The 16,110-nt window shown below is 57.0% G+C and carries 13 protein-coding genes and 1 riboswitch; of the genes, 4 read left to right on the forward strand and 9 right to left on the reverse strand.

Going from position 1 to position 16,110, the window contains the following annotated elements:
* Nucleotides 1-419 precede the first annotated feature (419 nt).
* Nucleotides 420-2,738: an endo-1,4-beta-xylanase gene (locus tag DYE26_RS24385; protein ID WP_051985172.1), complete on the forward strand. Its 2,319-nt coding sequence runs from the start codon at nt 420-422 to the stop codon at nt 2,736-2,738.
* A gap of 464 nt (nt 2,739-3,202) precedes the next feature.
* On the opposite strand, the gene DYE26_RS24390 is transcribed toward DYE26_RS24385, so the two are convergent.
* From DYE26_RS24390 to atzF, 9 genes are all read right to left on the reverse strand, one after another.
* Nucleotides 3,203-4,738: an amidohydrolase gene (locus DYE26_RS24390; RefSeq protein WP_051985173.1), complete on the reverse strand. Its 1,536-nt coding sequence runs from the start codon at nt 4,736-4,738 to the stop codon at nt 3,203-3,205.
* A 6-nt stretch (nt 4,739-4,744) separates the two neighbouring features.
* Nucleotides 4,745-5,314 (reverse strand): cysteine hydrolase family protein, encoded by a 570-nt coding sequence (locus DYE26_RS24395; RefSeq protein ID WP_036618620.1) that lies wholly within the window; start codon nt 5,312-5,314, stop codon nt 4,745-4,747.
* Nucleotides 5,315-5,342: 28 nt separating this feature from the next.
* Nucleotides 5,343-5,915 carry a cysteine hydrolase family protein gene (locus DYE26_RS24400; protein ID WP_036618622.1) on the reverse strand — a complete coding sequence of 191 codons (573 nt, stop codon included), beginning with the start codon at nt 5,913-5,915 and terminating at the stop codon, nt 5,343-5,345.
* 63 nt (nt 5,916-5,978) lie between these two features.
* The gene (locus DYE26_RS24405) at nt 5,979-7,088 is read right to left on the reverse strand and encodes an ABC transporter substrate-binding protein (RefSeq protein WP_036618623.1); all 1,110 of its coding nucleotides are present in this window, start codon (nt 7,086-7,088) and stop codon (nt 5,979-5,981) included.
* 61 nt (nt 7,089-7,149) lie between these two features.
* Complete coding sequence (locus DYE26_RS24410) at nt 7,150-8,523, reverse strand: MATE family efflux transporter (RefSeq protein WP_036618626.1); 1,374 nt, start codon at nt 8,521-8,523, stop codon at nt 7,150-7,152.
* Nucleotides 8,510-9,313: an ABC transporter ATP-binding protein gene (locus tag DYE26_RS24415; protein WP_036618629.1), complete on the reverse strand. Its 804-nt coding sequence runs from the start codon at nt 9,311-9,313 to the stop codon at nt 8,510-8,512. The genes DYE26_RS24410 and DYE26_RS24415 overlap by 14 nt, the downstream gene beginning before the upstream one ends.
* Nucleotides 9,314-9,348: 35 nt before the next feature.
* Nucleotides 9,349-10,155 (reverse strand): ABC transporter permease, encoded by an 807-nt coding sequence (locus tag DYE26_RS24420; protein ID WP_036618633.1) that lies wholly within the window; start codon nt 10,153-10,155, stop codon nt 9,349-9,351.
* A gap of 29 nt (nt 10,156-10,184) precedes the next feature.
* The gene (locus DYE26_RS24425; protein ID WP_036618637.1) at nt 10,185-11,819 is read right to left on the reverse strand and encodes a PucR family transcriptional regulator; all 1,635 of its coding nucleotides are present in this window, start codon (nt 11,817-11,819) and stop codon (nt 10,185-10,187) included.
* 31 nt (nt 11,820-11,850) lie between these two features.
* Nucleotides 11,851-13,599 (reverse strand): allophanate hydrolase, encoded by a 1,749-nt coding sequence (gene atzF / locus DYE26_RS24430; protein ID WP_036618639.1) that lies wholly within the window; start codon nt 13,597-13,599, stop codon nt 11,851-11,853.
* 455 nt (nt 13,600-14,054) lie between these two features.
* Nucleotides 14,055-14,154, forward strand: a riboswitch (guanidine-I (ykkC/yxkD leader).
* Nucleotides 14,155-14,254: 100 nt separating this feature from the next.
* On the opposite strand from atzF, the gene DYE26_RS24435 reads away from it, so the two are divergent.
* From DYE26_RS24435 to DYE26_RS33625, 3 genes are all read left to right on the forward strand, one after another.
* A complete protein-coding gene (locus DYE26_RS24435; RefSeq protein WP_036618641.1) occupies nt 14,255-14,971 on the forward strand; it encodes an urea amidolyase associated protein UAAP1 in 717 nt (238 codons plus the stop codon).
* Nucleotides 14,972-15,003: 32 nt separating this feature from the next.
* Complete coding sequence (locus DYE26_RS24440) at nt 15,004-15,660, forward strand: urea amidolyase associated protein UAAP2 (protein ID WP_036627281.1); 657 nt, start codon at nt 15,004-15,006, stop codon at nt 15,658-15,660.
* 294 nt (nt 15,661-15,954) lie between these two features.
* The gene (locus tag DYE26_RS33625) at nt 15,955-16,092 is read left to right on the forward strand and encodes a hypothetical protein (protein WP_155619250.1); all 138 of its coding nucleotides are present in this window, start codon (nt 15,955-15,957) and stop codon (nt 16,090-16,092) included.
* Nucleotides 16,093-16,110 lie beyond the last annotated feature (18 nt).

A 16,110-nucleotide genomic window follows, 5' to 3' on the forward strand; every position in this document is an offset into this window, starting at 1 on the left:
GGCCTTAACTCTCCGAGGAAAGTGGTCAAAAATTATCTGCTTGGAAAGACCCGAAAATATACTTGAATATTAGCTTTCCAAATTAACGCTGTCCTTATATTAGCAGGACATATGGGAAAGGGCAAGAGAAAAATAAAAAATTGTTATGAATAATTTTGGATATTTAATATATGGGTTAATTGGTAAAATTTGATTGACAAATCCTGTACAAACCTTATAGGATAAATATAGAAATGGAAGCGTTTTATGTGATGGTTGGCCGGATGACGGTTTACGGTAGCCGAGGCGGGGGCCCGTCTTGTCTATAACGATGAAACCGGAGGGAGGGTGATGTTCATTAGCAGGACTTCTTTTTGTTTCCTGTTCATGCTGAACGAGACTGGAAAACGATTTTTTTCTGTGAATGGAGGAGAATGACGATGAGAAAACGGTTGTTGCGCAAAGTGCTTAGCTTGTTTTGGATTTTAAGTTTAGTCGGGGCGTACTTCTCTGCACAGCCGGACGCCCAGGCGGCGAACACCGTTCTGGTGCAAAGCGATTTTGAGGACGGCACGGCCCAGGGGTGGACCGGACGCAGTTCTGAGGAGACGCTGACGGCGGCGGCCGAAGCGGCTCGCAGCGGTGCTTACGGATTGAAGGTGGCGGACCGCAGCATGGGGTGGCATGGGGTGACGCTGGACGTGACGGCGCAGATGGAATTAGGGAAAACGTACGTGTTTTCGGGCTGGATCAAGCTGCCGGCCGGTTCTCCGGACAGCCGGGTGTACATGACGATGCAGCGAACGGCGGGGAGCGATGCGCACTACGAGCAAATCGCGAACGGCACCGCTTCGGCCAGCCGCTGGTTAGAGCTGCGGGCGGAGTACAAATACCGCGAACCGGGGGATCAACTGTCCATATACTTTGAAATCCCGGATCAGCCGACGCTGTCGTTTTATCTGGACGATTTTGCGCTGGAGCGGCTGCCGGACTCCGACCCGATCGTCATCGAGGACGGGATTCCGTCGCTGAAGGACGTATTCGCCGGCGATTTCCTGTTCGGGGCCGCTTTTGAAAATTCCGAGCTTTACCAGGAGCCGGACAAACAGCTTTTGGCCAAGCATTTTAATAGCGTAACGCCGGGCAATGTGCTGAAGTGGGACAGCACCGAGCCGGAGGAAGGCCAGTTCCGCTTCGCTGGGGCGGACGCGGCCGTTCAGTTCGCGTTGGACAACGGCCAGCAGGTGCGGGGCCATGCGCTCGTGTGGCACAATCAGACCCCGGATTGGGTTTTCCGGGACGAGAACGGAAATCTGGTCAGCAAGGATGTGCTGTTCCAGCGGATGGAGAACCACATCAAGACAGTCATGGGGCGGTATAAGGATGCGATTTACGCCTGGGACGTTGTCAATGAGGTGATTGATCCGAGCCAGCCGGACGGACTGCGCCGCAGCCTGTGGTACCAGATCGCCGGCGAAGAATACATCGAGAAGGCCTTCATTTATGCGCATGAAGCCGATCCCGACGCCGTGCTGTTCATCAACGACTACAACACGCACGAGCCGGCCAAGAGCCAGGCTTTGTACAACCTGGTCAAGCGGCTGCAGGAGAAAGGCATTCCCGTTCACGGGGTAGGGCATCAAACGCATATCAACATCGACTGGCCGCAGATGAGCGAGATCGAAAATTCAATTCTTAAATTTGCCGAGCTCGGGCTTAAGACGGAAATCACCGAATTGGACATCGATGTGTACACGAACACCAATCAGCGTTACGACACATTGCCGGACAGCATCGCGCAAAAGCAAGTGACCCGTTATAAACAGCTGTTCGACATTTTCAGAAAACATAGCGACCTGATCGACAACGTGACGGTCTGGGGCAAAGACGACGGAAACTCCTGGCTCCGCAAATACCCGGTGAACCGCAACAATTGGCCGCTGCTGTTCGATGAACGGCTGCAGTCCAAACCGGCGTATTGGGCGATTGTCGACGCTGCGCAGCCGCAGGTTCCGGCGGTGCCGGCAAACGTCAAGGCGGCGGCCGGCGATCAGCGGGTGACGCTGAGCTGGGATGCGGCCAATGGGGCGTCCGGGTACCATGTGAAGCGGGCGGAGCAAAGCGGCGGGCCGTATGTGACGGTGGCCCAAGGGGTCACGGCCGCCGTGTATAGCGATGCCGGATTGGTCAACGGCAAGACGTATTATTACGTGATCAGCGCCGTCAACAATGTGGGCGAAAGCCGGAATTCGGCGGAAGTCAATGCGACGCCGCGGGAGACGCCGACGCCGGAGCCCGGCGAGTTCGCGGTGCAGTACCGTTCCGCCGATTCCAATGCGGGCGACAACCATCTGAAGCCGCATTTCCGCATCGTCAACCAGAGCGAGGAAGCGGTGCCGCTGAGCGAGCTGACGCTCCGGTACTGGTACACGATCGACGGGGACAAGCCGCAGCAATTCCACTGCGATTATGCGCAGATCGGCGGCTCGAACATTAGCGGCAGTCTGGTGAAGCTGGACGAGGCTCGCTCGGGAGCGGACTATTATCTGGAGCTGTCATTCTCCCCGGCGGCCGGCAGCATCGCGGCGGGCGGCAACAGCGGCGAGATCCAGACGCGGATCAACAAAACCGACTGGACCAACTATAACGAGCGCGATGATTACTCTTATGATGGGTCAAAGACGTCGTTCACCGATTGGGATCGCGTGACCCTGTACCGGAACGGCACGCTCGTTTGGGGGATTGAGCCGGGGATGTGATATAGCGCGTAGGGGGGGCGGAAGCTTCCGGTGCGCTTAGGCAGTCTAAGGGAATTAGTACGCGTGGGTAAAAGAGTGTAAAAGATCGTAAAAGATCGTTCAAGTGGATTAAAGCGGTAAAGTTCATTAATTCGCCAAAGTGCATTGAAGCGCGTTGAAGCACGTTGAAGGGTTAAAGCACGTTGAAGTACCTTAAAGCACAAAAAAATCTAACGGTTGTAACAGTGGTTATTTTGCGAAAAAAGGCCTTTTCAAAATTCTAACGGTTGTCAGCGTCGTTATTTGCCTGAATCTAAGCGAAATTAGCCGGTTTTAAGTGAAATAAGCGCTATGGCAACCGTTAGAATTTGAAATCAACGTTTTTGGAAAAAATAACGATTGTGGCAACCGTTAGCTTCAAGTTAAAGGCAAAGCACCAAAGCCGCCAATTAACGCATGACGGCTTTGGTGCTTTGTGTTTTGGTTCAGGGGAGCTGCCCGTTTCCCCGGCAGGCCTTTACCGGGGGCAAAATATGGGCGGGAATCGGGCAGGCGTATCCCTCCAGACCACCCCGGCTGCGCAGCTCCCGTTTCGCCTCTTCGAGAACGGACGGGTCTTTCAGCAGCTCCGCCGCGGTCGCCGCGAGCACTTTGGCGGCATGCAGCATGCCTTTATGGGCGGCCGCCGCCTTCCCTTGCGCGACCATCTGCCACGAGTGAAACGGCGTATCGGCGGCAAAGCAGACCGTTTCAAGCTGGGCCGTCGGGACGACCCAACTGACATCGGCGACATCGGTGGAACCGAGCATCCGGCCGGTCAAGGGGCGGTACGGATCGAGTGTCTCCGGCAGGGCGGCTTGATCCGGAGCGTATTTCGGCTCGGGGTTCGTTTCTGGTCCGGCCTCCGGCCTTGGATCACCGATCTGAGCGGCCTCCTGCCCCGAATCCACCTGCAGTCCGCCGTCCGTGCCCGGCTTCGCCTCCGGCCGCAGCGCCTCAAGTATAGCGCGGGCGTAACGCTGCTCTTCCTCCGTAAACGCCGGCACGCCAAGCGCCTCGAAGCACCGCTGCATGATCCGCTCCACGGTCACGTTCGGGATCAGATTGGAGCAGGCTTTTTCGAAGCCGATCTGCACCTTCGTTCCGGTCATCAGCGCCGCTCCCTTGGCGATATCGTTGATCCGCGCGTAAATTTCCTCCACTTGGCGAACCTCGGGCGCGCGGATCAAATATACGACTTCCGCGGCCGCCTGCACGACGTTCGGGGAGAATCCGCCCGTATCCGTGACCGCGTAATGGAACTGGGCCTCCCGCGGGACATGCTCCCGCAAATAGTTGGCCCCGACGTTCATCAGCTCCACCGCATCCAGGGCGCTTCTTCCCGTATGGGGACTGGCGGCCGCGTGCGAACTGCGTCCTTGAAACCGGTAGCGCACCTGGTAATTGGCCGAGGACGTCTGGGAAACGACCGCGTTGCCGTAGCCGGGATGCCAGGTCAGCGCCGCGTTGACGTCGGCAAATGCGCCTTCCCGCACCAGGAACGTTTTGCCGGAACCGCCTTCCTCGGCCGGGCAGCCGTAATAGCGGATCGTTCCGGGCAGCCCCGCTTCGGCCATATATTCTTTCAGGGCCACCGCCGCGGCGAGCGAACCCGTGCCCAGCAAATGATGGCCGCAGCCGTGCCCGCTGCCTCCGGGTTTAAGCGGCTCCCGGAAAGCGGCGCCCGCGATCTGACTCATCCCCGGCAGCGCGTCGTATTCACCCAGGATGGCGATAACCGGCCGGCCGCTGCCGTACGAAGCCGTAAATGCCGTCGGCAGCCCGCCGGTGCCAAACGCCACCGTGAACCCTTCCTGCTCCAGCCGCTCCGCGAGCAGCCCGGCCGACTCGAACTCTTCGAATTTCGTTTCGGCCAGCTCCCATAACCGGTCGCTCAGCTCCGTCATCGCTTCCCGCCGCCGCTCGACCAGCTCGGCAATCCGCTTCCAAGCGGCCGTTTTTGCGCCTCTTTCCTGTACCATGGCCGATTAGCGGGTGAGCGCCAGCACGTCTTCGGTCGTGATGTTGGCCCCGGTTTGCAAGTATTCCATGTTGAGCAGCGCCATATCATGGGCTTGCCGGCTCGTGCCCACGACGGCGTCGGACACGACATGGAAATGGTAGTTGTGCTGATGGGCGTCCACGGCCGTAAAGCGGACGCAGATGTCGGTCATGCCGCCGATCAGGTACAGGCGCTTAATGCCAAGGCAGCGCAATAGCAAATCAAGGTCGGTCGCGAAAAAGGCGCTGTAGCGGCGTTTGGTGATAATGTATTCGCCTTCGATCGGGGCGGTCGAAGGGTGAAACTCCTCGGCGGGCGTCCCTTCCAGGCAGTGGACCTTCTCCACGCCGTCGAGCTCGCGGCCGAAGTCGCTGTGGTCGGCGCGGTGCAGCTCGCGAATCTGGATGACCGGCACCTGCAGCTTCCGGAATTGCTGGATGACCTTCGGCGCGTTCAGCAGGCAGGTGCCGCCCTCCATCACGGGAATGGCGTCGCTTTCCGTGTCGTTTTGAATGTCGATGACGAGCAATGCGCTATGTTCGGGGATTTTTGCCATAATCGGCTCTCCTCCTCATTATTGGATTTTAGTTGAATAAGTCTTCCACGGAAATGACCGAGCCCGTTTGGAAATATTCGATATTGTCGAGCGCCGCCTGGGCAACCTCGTCGCTGCTCGGCGTCCCGCAGGCTTCCTTGAACACGTGAACGTGATAGTTGTATTGATGGGCGTCCACGGCCGTATAGTGAACACAGATGTCGGTCATGCCGCCGGCGAGGAACAGATGCTCGGCCTTAAGCCCGCGCAGCAGAATTTCCAAATCGGTTCCGAAAAAGGCGCTGTACCGGCGTTTGTCCACCGTATATTCGCCCTCGATCGGCGCGGTCGGCTCGTAATACGTCGCTTCGGGCGTGCCTTCCACGCAGTGAATGTTCTCCGCGCCGTCCAGCTCGCGGCCGAAATCGACCAGATCCTTGCGGTGGATTTCGCGGATGTGCACGATCGGCACGTCGCCGCGCTGACGGAAATATTCGGTGACCCGTTCGACGTTTTTTAAATACGCCAGTCTTTTTTCCGGAATGCCGCGCGGATGCTTGGCAGGGTCGGAGTTTTGCACGTCAACCAGGATAAGCACGCTGTGTTCGGGAATCGCAATCATTATGGTCGCCTCCTAATTAAAATGGGGTGGCGGGGCGCTGACGCCCCGGCCAAGTTTTTCGGGTTACCAGAGGAAATCGGTGGATACCAGCTGCTTCACATCAAAATTATTCTTGATGACGCCAATGGAATGATAGAAATAAACGACATCCTTCATCGTGTTGTACAACCAGCCGCCTTCGTCCATCCCTTCATGGTTGTCGTCCAGCGTGTACAGGTGGACGGTCGGGAACATTTCCTTGACTTCCGCGGCGCTGACCTGCAGATCATCGGCCGTTACTTCGGCAGCGTCGTCCAGATCGCTGTTGACGTATTGCGTGGCGTCTTCCACGGCTTTCAGCGTGTTTTGCAGCCATTCCGGTTTTTCTTCGGCGTTTTTGGCGGAGACGACGATCACGTCCAGGATCGTGTTCTCCAAGTCGGCGGTGGAGATGATCACATTGCCGCCCCGGGAGCTTACGCCTTGAGACAGGTATGGCTCAAACGTCGTGGCGGCGTCGACGCTGCCGGCGACGAAGGCGGCCCCGCCTTTGCCCGGCCCCATGTCGACGAGCTTGACGTCATCCACGGTCAGTCCGGCCGTTGCTAACGCTTTTGCCAGCATGTAGTGGGTGACTTCGCCGTATTGGGCCGTGACCGACTTCCCCTTCAGATCAGAGACCGTTTTGATGCTTTTATCGGCCACGATGCCGTCCGCTCCCTTTGATGCGTTGTGCAGGTACACGATTTTTGGCAGATCGGCAATGTCGGTGCCCTCTTCAATGAGGGCGTTTATCGAAATGAGATAGGATTGCAGCGTCGTAAAAGCGATATCGACGTCCCCGGTCATTACGCTCATGAGCGGGGAAGTGGCGCCGAAAGCGCCGATTTGCACATCCACGCCGTGGGCCAGGTCAAACTCCTTGTCATCAAGCGCGTAGACCCCGATGCCTCCGATAAACGGCGCATACGCCGTTTTGACGGTCACGGGTGCTCCGTTCTGTGCGGAGGAGCCCGCCGCACCGTTCGAGCCTTGCGCCGACCCGGCGGCGTTGGCCGGGCTTTTGCCTCCGCCGCCGGTTGTCCCGCTGGCGGAATTGCCGTTTCCGCATGCGATCACCCCGAACATCATGGCCGTTAGCAGCAGCAGCGTTGCCCCCGTTTTCATCAAGCCGCGTTTCTTTTGTCTCGTCATGATTTCTCGCCTCCAACTATTTTTTTATTTGATTACATCCGGTGAATCAGCCATTAGCCCGCTAACCTACCAGATTGTGAATCCATTTGTTGCTCCGGATACGAAGCCGGACAAGCGCGTATTTGCAAACATCGTCAATGACGACGAAGAGATAAACGGCTTCGATGCCGAGATTCAGCGTGTAGCCGGCGAGAAACGTCAGCGGAAGCGAGACGCACCACAGGGCGGCGTTGTCGATGATGAAGCACATCTTCGTGTCCCCGCCGGCGCGCAGCGTCCCCATGATGTGCACGAAGTTCATTCCCTTAATCGGCATGATGACGGCGAGGTAAACGACGATCAGCATGACATTGTCCCGCACCGTATCCGAGATGCCTTGATAAAGCTGGAGCATCAGCGGCGTCCCCAAAACCATGACCGCTCCGGTCAAAACGCCGAACAGAGCGGTATAAGCTTCCATGCGCTTGACGTAATAGGGCGCCTTCTCCGGACGGCCTTCGCCGATCGTCTGTCCCAGCATGATCGCGGCCGCCTGTCCGGTGCCGATGAAGAAAGCGATGAGCAGTTGCTCCAGCACTTTGGCGATCCCCACGGCCGCGCCGACGGTGTAGCTCATATGGTAAAAGACGACGCTGTACAGGGCGTAGCCGATGCTCCAAACCGTTTCATTGATGATGACGGGAAAAGAGGTTTTGAAAAAAACAGCCAGGAAATCGCGCTTGGCCGCGAACAAATCGCCGACCGTTGGCGCGAAGTCGCGGAATTTGCCGTACAGCACCGCCGTCATAATGAGCATTTCGACGCATCTCGCGGCGACGATCGCGTAAGCTGCCCCTTGGATGCCCAGCGCCGGCATACCGAATTTCCCGAAGATCAGCCCATAGCTCAGCGCGATGTCAATCAAGATGGTCAGCACGGTAATGCGCAGCGGGAACCCGGGCCGGCCGATATTCCGGAAAATCATCGTGCAGGCGAGCGATAGTCCTGTCGGCAAATAGCTGAGACAGACCACTTGCAGATAGCGCCCCGCCGCCGCGGCCACTTCGCTTTCGTTGGAGAACACCCGCAGCGCCTGCTCCGGCCAGAACAGCCCGATCGCCGTAAACGCTCCGCTGACGCCCAGGATGAGGACGAAGGCGAGCGCTGAGGCGATTTTTAGCTGCCGCCGGTCTCCTTTGCCGTAAAATTGCGACAGGAAAATGGTGGCTCCGCTGACGATGCCGACGATGACCAGATTCAGGATGAAAAAGACTTGGCCGGCCAGGCTGGTGGCGGATACCTGCAGGTCGCCAAGCTGGCCCACCATCACCGAGCTGAGCGTGTTCGTGATGCTCGTAATCATGCTTTGCAGACCGATCGGCAGCGACAGAAGCAGGAAGCTTTTCAGAAACGGAACATCCTTGCGAAAGGTCGAAAAGAGATTAGGTTGCCGCATACAGGTCATTCCTGAAATCGCCGGAGTGCAGCAGGCCGTGAATCCTTTTGCGGATTTGGATGAATTCGAGTGTGTCCTTCAGCTCAAGATCGCGCCGGGCCGGCAGGTCGATCGGAATATCGGCGATAATCCGCCCCGGACGGGCGCTCATGACGTATACGCGCTGGGAGAGAAACACCGCTTCCTCGATATCGTGGGTGATGAAAATGACGGTGTGCTTCTCTTGTTCCCACAGCTCGCGCAGCTGCAGCTGCATATTGCCTTTCGTGTCCGGATCCAGCGCCCCAAACGGCTCGTCCATCAGCAGCACCTCGGGGCTGTTCGCCAGCGCCCGGGCGATGGCCACGCGCTGCTTCATCCCGCCGGACAGCTCTTTCGGCAGCCGGCCCCGGAAATCCGTCAATCCGACCAGGCTCAAATATTTCTCCGTGATCCGGTCGGCTTCGTCCTTCGGCATTTTTTTCAGCTTGAGACCGAAGCGGATGTTTTGCTCGACCGACAGCCAAGGAAACAGTGTGTAGGCCTGGAACACCATGCCGCGGTCGGCGCCCGGCCCCGTCATGACGCGGTCCCCCAGCATCACATCGCCGGAAGTGGCCTCGTCGAGCCCGGCAAAGATGCGGAGCAGGGTTGATTTGCCGCAGCCGGACGGGCCGACGACGCAAATGAATTCATTGTCCTCAATGTCCATGTTGATGTCTTTCAGTGCGTACGTTTCCGATCTTTTCGAGCGGTAGATTTTGTTGAGGTTTTTACAGGAGATTTTTGGGCTGGACGCGGGTTGCAACATGATTATTTCCCCCTTTCATGGATCGCAGTAAAGGTTTAGAGGTCTTCGGCCCAGTGAAACAGCCGCTTGTTGATGTAAGCGAAAATGCGGTCGAACAGCAGTCCCAACAGGCCGATGACGAAGATGCCGCCGAAAATGATGTAGGTTTTCATGAAGCGTTCCGCGATCATGATGCTGTAACCGAGGCCGGAGCTGGAGGCGAGCATTTCCGCCATAATCAAATAGGTCCAGGCCCAGCCCATAACCATCCGCATCGTGTCCATCACGCTTGGCATCATCGCGGGAATGATCACGCTGCGAATAACCTGCCCTTGTGTGGCACCGAGCGTATAGGCGGTATTGATAAGGTCGATTTGGATGTTTTTTACGATGTCGGCGATCATGGCTGTCATGGAAAAAACGGCTCCGACGACGATGATCGTGATTTTGGCGGTTTCGCCGACGCCGGTCCAGACCATAATAAGCGGGATCAAGGCGGAAACCGGGAGGTAGCGGAAAAACTCGATCAGCGGCTTCATCACTGCGTTTACGACTTTGTAGGCGCCCGAGAGCAGGCCCAGCGGAACGCCGATCAGAACGGAGATCAGAAAGCCCATCAACACCCGGTAGCAGCTGACGCCGATGTCTCCCCAGAGGCTTCCGTCTTGAAGGACGGAGAACAAGTAAGCGAAGGTCGCCTCCGGCGTTGGCAAAAAAATCGGATTGATGCCGGAAAAATGGCTCCCGGCATACCACAGCGCAATCAGCAGCAGAAACGTGACCGCCATGATCGTATTGAACAGGCGCGGAGGGATGTCCCGGCGAATTCGAAACAGGGTGCGCGGCTGGCTTCGGTGGTTCATTTTAAATTCCCCCTTTGTGAGTTAGTGCTCTACTCTCCCATTTCATAAATTTTCAAGCCCAGCTGCAGTTGAAGCCGCGCTTCCGGATCGTCGAACGAGATGCCCAGCAAGGACTTGATTTTATCGAGGCGGTACACAACGGTATTGTAGTGCGTGTACATATTTTGAGCGGTAAGCTTGATGTTGCAGCCCATTTGAAAATAGACCTTTAGCGTTTGAATCAGACTGGAGTGATGCGCTTCATCGTATACAACCAGCGGCTTCACATAGCGGCCCAAATATTTGTCCACGTTGGCATGTTTGGGCAAAAGGCTGAGGACGGCGTAGATGCCGAGCCGTTCCCACGTAATCAGTCTAGCGTTCTCTTTGCTGATGCAGGAGGCGGTGTATAGATTTTCCGCATCGATATAGCTGTCGTTCACCGCCAGCGGCTCACTCGCTTCGCCGACGCATAGGGAGAAGGCGTCCGTTCCGCATACGTCCGCGATGTGGCGGAATAACGGTTCGGTATCCTCCGGCGTGAGTCCGGCCCCGTTATTGGCCGTTTGCGGCAGGAGCCCGATGATTTTGCCGCCGATGCTCGTAAACAGGCAATCGTTTGGCGCGGAGCGGGTAAGCTCGGCGATCAAACCGCTATCCAAAGCGGGCGGCGAGCCGGCATGAAATTTGACGATCGCTGCCCGGTAGGTTTTGGAGGAGAGGCCCTCGTACCCGTAGAGCCGGCCTTTAATATCGAGATGCTCCGCGCTGGGAACGACTCCGGTCAGCCAGTCCTTAATAAAATCGTCGAAGTATTTGGCTTTTACCAGGTTGTACGTGTTTTCGCCGCTCAGCCTGATGTTGATCAGCGGCAAAATCCGCGATACGGTGGACAGGTCCAGTTCGCTGCAGGTGCCGTTTTTCTCGGCCAGCAGCACGAGAATCGGGTCCTTTTCCGCCTCCCAAAGATTGAATACATGCAGGCGGACGTCGCTGCCCTTGGGCGGCTTGCCCGGGACCGTGATGACGCTGCGGCTTTGGGGGGAGCTGGAATTCAGGGCCGCCAGACGCTCGCGGAACGGGGAGAAGTAGGCGGCATGCCGCGGCGAGGCGATCATCCGGCCTTCGGCTCCTAAGATGCAGAGCGGATTGCCGACCATCGTCTCGACCGCCTCCACGATCCGCGGCATTTCGCGGCCGTGCAGCATTAGCTCCGCCACTTGCTCCAGCCGCTGCTGCAGCAGCAGGACGTTTTTCGTTTCCAGTGAGATCACCTTCTCCATCACCTCGCGTACGACGTTGGAGAAGATCGTCGACTCCGGCAGCTCGAAGAGCGGCAGTTCATACGCCTCGGCGCAGTCGATAATCTGCCGGGGGATGTCCGTAATGAACCGCTTGGGCTTGATGCCGAGCGCGGCCACGCCGCGCTCGACCAGCCGCGGAATGATCTCCAGGAAGGCGTCCATATTATGGTGGTGCGAGTAGCCGGTCGTCACCAAAAATTCGTTGGCCTGGGCCCAATTCTGAATATCGGGAACCTCCATAATGTTGACCCGGCTGATGGCGTTGTCCAGCCGGCATTCGCCCGCCAACAGCTTCAGGTTGGGGAGAGAGTTCATATGAAACAGATCTGCGCAGCGGAATTCGCGGGCCGGAGGCTCCGTTAAACGACGGGTCATGTTCATGATTGTTCGCTCCCTTCTCTCATACTTGCTTTTATCCCGTCGCGGGCTCGCCGCTTTGGCTCCTGCTCCGCTCCGCGGCCGCCCAGCCGCCGTAACGGGTGATGTCTTCTCCGCCCGGCTCGGCGTAAGGCTCGCAAAGGAAGCCGGTGACTTCGCTTCCGTTGTGCAGCTCGATCTTGCCCAGCCCGAGCGGCGCGGGCACCTTGCGGATGAACTCGCCAAGCCGGTGCAGCGGAATCCGCCAAACCTCCAGCTCGATCGAGCTGCCTGGCGCGGAGCGGATCAGGCCCGGCTTCGGAGGGTTCGATTGCAGCCGGATCAGGCGGTAGCAGGGAGCCGTCCGGTCCGGCCGCAGGAAGGAGGCGCCGCATTCCAGCAGCTGTTTTTCCAGCGGGAACCCGCGCATATGCAAGCCGCAGACGGCCAGCTCAATCGAATCGGTCTGCATAAACTCGGCGGCGGCGCCTTTCAGGATGTGGTCCTGGCCGCGCAAGGCAAACATCGTGATGCCGAAAGGCAGCCGCTCGCCGGCGTAATCGGACGGCAGCGCAATGGCCGTCAGATCGAGCAGGTTGCAGTGGTTGGTGTAGTAGCCCATGTCGCTGTTGGCGGCAACTGGCGAAGCGGCGACCTGCTCCCGCGTATACGTTCCGCCGCAGGTCGGCATGACGAGAATGGCGTCCTGCATCAGCGCGCCGGTCTGCTCTTTATAGCCGCGAAGCTGGTGCAGCGCCGTAAACACGGAGGCGGCGTCGTACCCCCGATCATGCGAGGAGCGAAGGACTTGTTCCGTCACCGGGAAGATGCCGCCGGGATGCGATTCGACGAATTCCCCCAAATCGGACCAGCGCTCCGCGATCCACGGGCCGTCGTACAGGATGCTGGACACCTGGCGGAAAATGCCGGAATCGATGTATTCGATGGGAATTCCGCATTGCTCCAGCCGTTTTACCGCTTTGTCCCAAGCGGAGCGGTAAGCGTCTTTGAAGTCGCCGTAAAAGAACAGCGGCTCCTTCGGCAGCAGCAGCTTCCGCGGCTTGCCCGAAGCGATGGGCGGATTGAAGCGGAATCCGCCGCCGTTGTGGGCATCCTGCTCCTGTATTCCCCGGGCAACGGAATCGACGAGATAAGCGTCCTCCAGCGCGGCCGTGAACACCGTGACGCAATCGAGACTGGCGCAGGCTGGAACGACGCCTTTGGTTGGCCAGTCGCCAATCGCGGCTTTGTAGCCGATCAGATCGTTCAGCGCGGCGGGAACACGCCCCGACCCGGCCGTGTCGGTGCCAAGCGCGAAGACGGCCTGCCCGCGGGCGACGGCCACCGCCGACCCGGCGCTGGAGCCGCCGCTGATCAGTTCGGGCAGCAGGGCGTTGTGCGTTTCGCCGTAAGGGCTGCGGGTGCCGACAAGCCCGGTCGCGAACTGGTCGAGATTGGTTTTGCCGATCGGGATGGCCCCGGCTTCGACAAGCCTTTCCACCACCTCAGCGCTTTGCTCGGGCGTATAAGCGTAGGCCGGACAAGCCGCCGTGGTTGGGACGCCCGCCAAGTCGATATTGTCTTTAATGGCGAAGGGGACGCCCCACAGCGGATATTGTTCCGGGCTTTTGTCCTTCAAGCCATCCAAATAAGGCTGGATCAACGACAGGGACGGAGGAACGATCCAGATGTTTAAAGACTTGTCGCGTTCGGCCTTTTCAATAATCGCTTTGATCAGTGCCTGCGGCGTCGTCTTCTGGCTCCTGTACATGGCCTTCAACGTAGCGATGGTCAGCTTTTCCAAGGTGTGAACCCCTCTCTCTCAAAATTTGCAACCATAATGGAAAAATATAAAACTTTGTTGTGTCATTTTATATGACTCTAAATGTTATTTAGATGCCATGAATCTCTTGAGTTTGCAAATTTGTGTGATGTAAATTGACATAGTGTTATGGCTTTTATTATTGTCGCTGTTGTCGAAGACTGTCAAGATACCACGAATTGGACTCGATATTTTCATGGTTTGTCCACAGAAATGGTGCTTTCCTCCCTAAAAAATTTGTGTACGATCCACAAGAAAATGCCCGTAGAATTATGGGCGGATTCAATGAGGGGCGGGAAAACCTGCTGGTAGCGCGGGTTCTGAAGATATCCTCGGTTAGGTGAGCGGGTGCTTTTTTTTCAGAAATATTTACATTTATTTGATTTGACAAGGTGATGATTCTGTTGTTATGTTATCTAACATAAAAATAAAATAGTTTAACAGTTTACTAGGGTTCCGTCTGGAAACAGAGTCTGGTCCGAGAGTAAACGGTCCCGTGCATGGGGGACTACACGGAAGGATAAAAACCTGGGAGATATCGTAAGGACGAGCGTCTGGCTGCGTTTAAAGATGTCTTCCTTTTGTTTTACCTTCCGAAAGTTCGGCGCGAACCGCCAGGAAAAAGGAGTGGATGGCCATGAACGTGATTTGGAGCGAAACGATGCACCCGGGAGGCAAATGGTCCGGAGTGATCGGCAGGGGCAAACTGATTCGTCTGACGGCCCTGGAAGGAGGGGCGAATGTGGCAATGCTGATGTACCACGCCCGCGATTTGACGGAACGGTACAATATGCCGGACACGCTTAAAGCCCAACACACCGCGCATTTAACGAAGGGAAACGTGCTCATGAGCGACAACGGCCGGGTGCTGGCAAGCATCGTTCAGGACGATTTGGGTTGGCATGACCCGTTAGGGGGTTACACGACGCGGGAATCCACCGACGCGAAATACGGCCTAAGCCGGTATCAGGAGAAGCGCAACGAATGGCTGCGCAGCGGCCAGGAAAATTTGGCGGTGGAGCTTACCCGCAGCGGGCTCGGCAACCGGGATTTGTCGCCGGTGGTCAACTGGTTCTCCAAGGTGTTCTGCGACGAGGAAGGGAATATGAATTTCGTCCAAAACCACTGCGCCGCGGGACAGACGGTCACACTGCGTACGGAAATGGATGTCCTCGTCATCTTTTCGAATACGCCCCATCCGTTGGACCCGCGAGAGCCGTACCCGTCGGTGCCGGTCAAGATCGAAGTGCTGCCCGGGCTGCCGGCCGATTCGCAGGACCCCTGCGTCAACTACCGTCCGGAGAACCGCCGTGCTTTTGATAACACGTGGAATTATTATGCGCTGCAAAGCTGACTGACTAAAAAGAAAAGGGAGGTTTAAAAATGATGAAGGCATTTTATCGGGTGGAAAGTCCACGGATGGCCGAGACGGCGATTTATGACGAGGTGATCCCGGCGGGCCAGGGCTGGATGCATGAGCTTGGGCCGGGGCAGGTGCTGCGCATCGTGGATCTGGAGGGAAACCAGGCGGCGGATACGCTGTTTTACGATGCCGACAATCCGGAAGACCATTACAGTGCCGTGCGGACGATTCATGCGCAGAATAACATTTACCTGACAACGGGCTCCGCCCTGCTTGCCGAATCGGGCAAGGAACTGGCCCGGATCGTCGCCGATACGTGCGGACGTCACGATACGCTGGGCGGGGCGTGCTCGTCCCAGAGCAACACGGTCCGCTACGCCCATGAGAAAGGCTACATGCACAACTGCCGCGATACGTTTATGCTGGAACTGTCGAAGCATCCGGAAGGCCATTTGTACGGAAAACGCGATTTGTCGCCGAACATCAACTTTTTTATGAACGTACCGGTTACGCCGGAAGGCGGGCTGACCTTCGAAGACGGCGTATCGGGGCCGGGCTGTTATGTGGAAGTTCAGTCGAGCTGCCGCTCCATGGTGCTGATCAGCAATTGCCCGCAGCTCAATAATCCGTGCAACGCCTACAATCCGACGCCGATCCGCGTGCTGATCTGGAACGAATAAAAGCCGGGTATTCAAAAGAACCGGGAGAATTTTGCGAAATGCAGTCGAGCAAATGCCTGCCTCTATCAACTATGGGGGCGGGCATTTTTTGTCAAAACGGGGCGGGGGAACGTATCGATTGTAAACTGAATGTAAAATAATGGGGTAAAACCAGTATATAAGATTCGATGGAAAATAGAGTATTTTTCTTAATTGACAAATTATTCCTCCTATGTATACGATAGAAATAGTTTGGAAGCGTTTAAATGACGCCCAAAAACTACTAATCTAACAATGGGAGGGGATGTTTAAAAGTTGGAGATCGGATGGCTGAACGATGCGGAAAACGCGGGAGGCGAGTCGGCCAAGGGAGAGAAGGAATTCAGGCTGCAGAGCGGCCGTAATTCCCTTTTTCTATCGTTTCCCGTCCAAAATGCTAGAGAGAGGGCGTGAATGATGACGCGGTAAGGA

The organism is Paenibacillus macerans (assembly GCF_900454495.1).
Taxonomy (GTDB): domain Bacteria; phylum Bacillota; class Bacilli; order Paenibacillales; family Paenibacillaceae; genus Fontibacillus; species Fontibacillus macerans.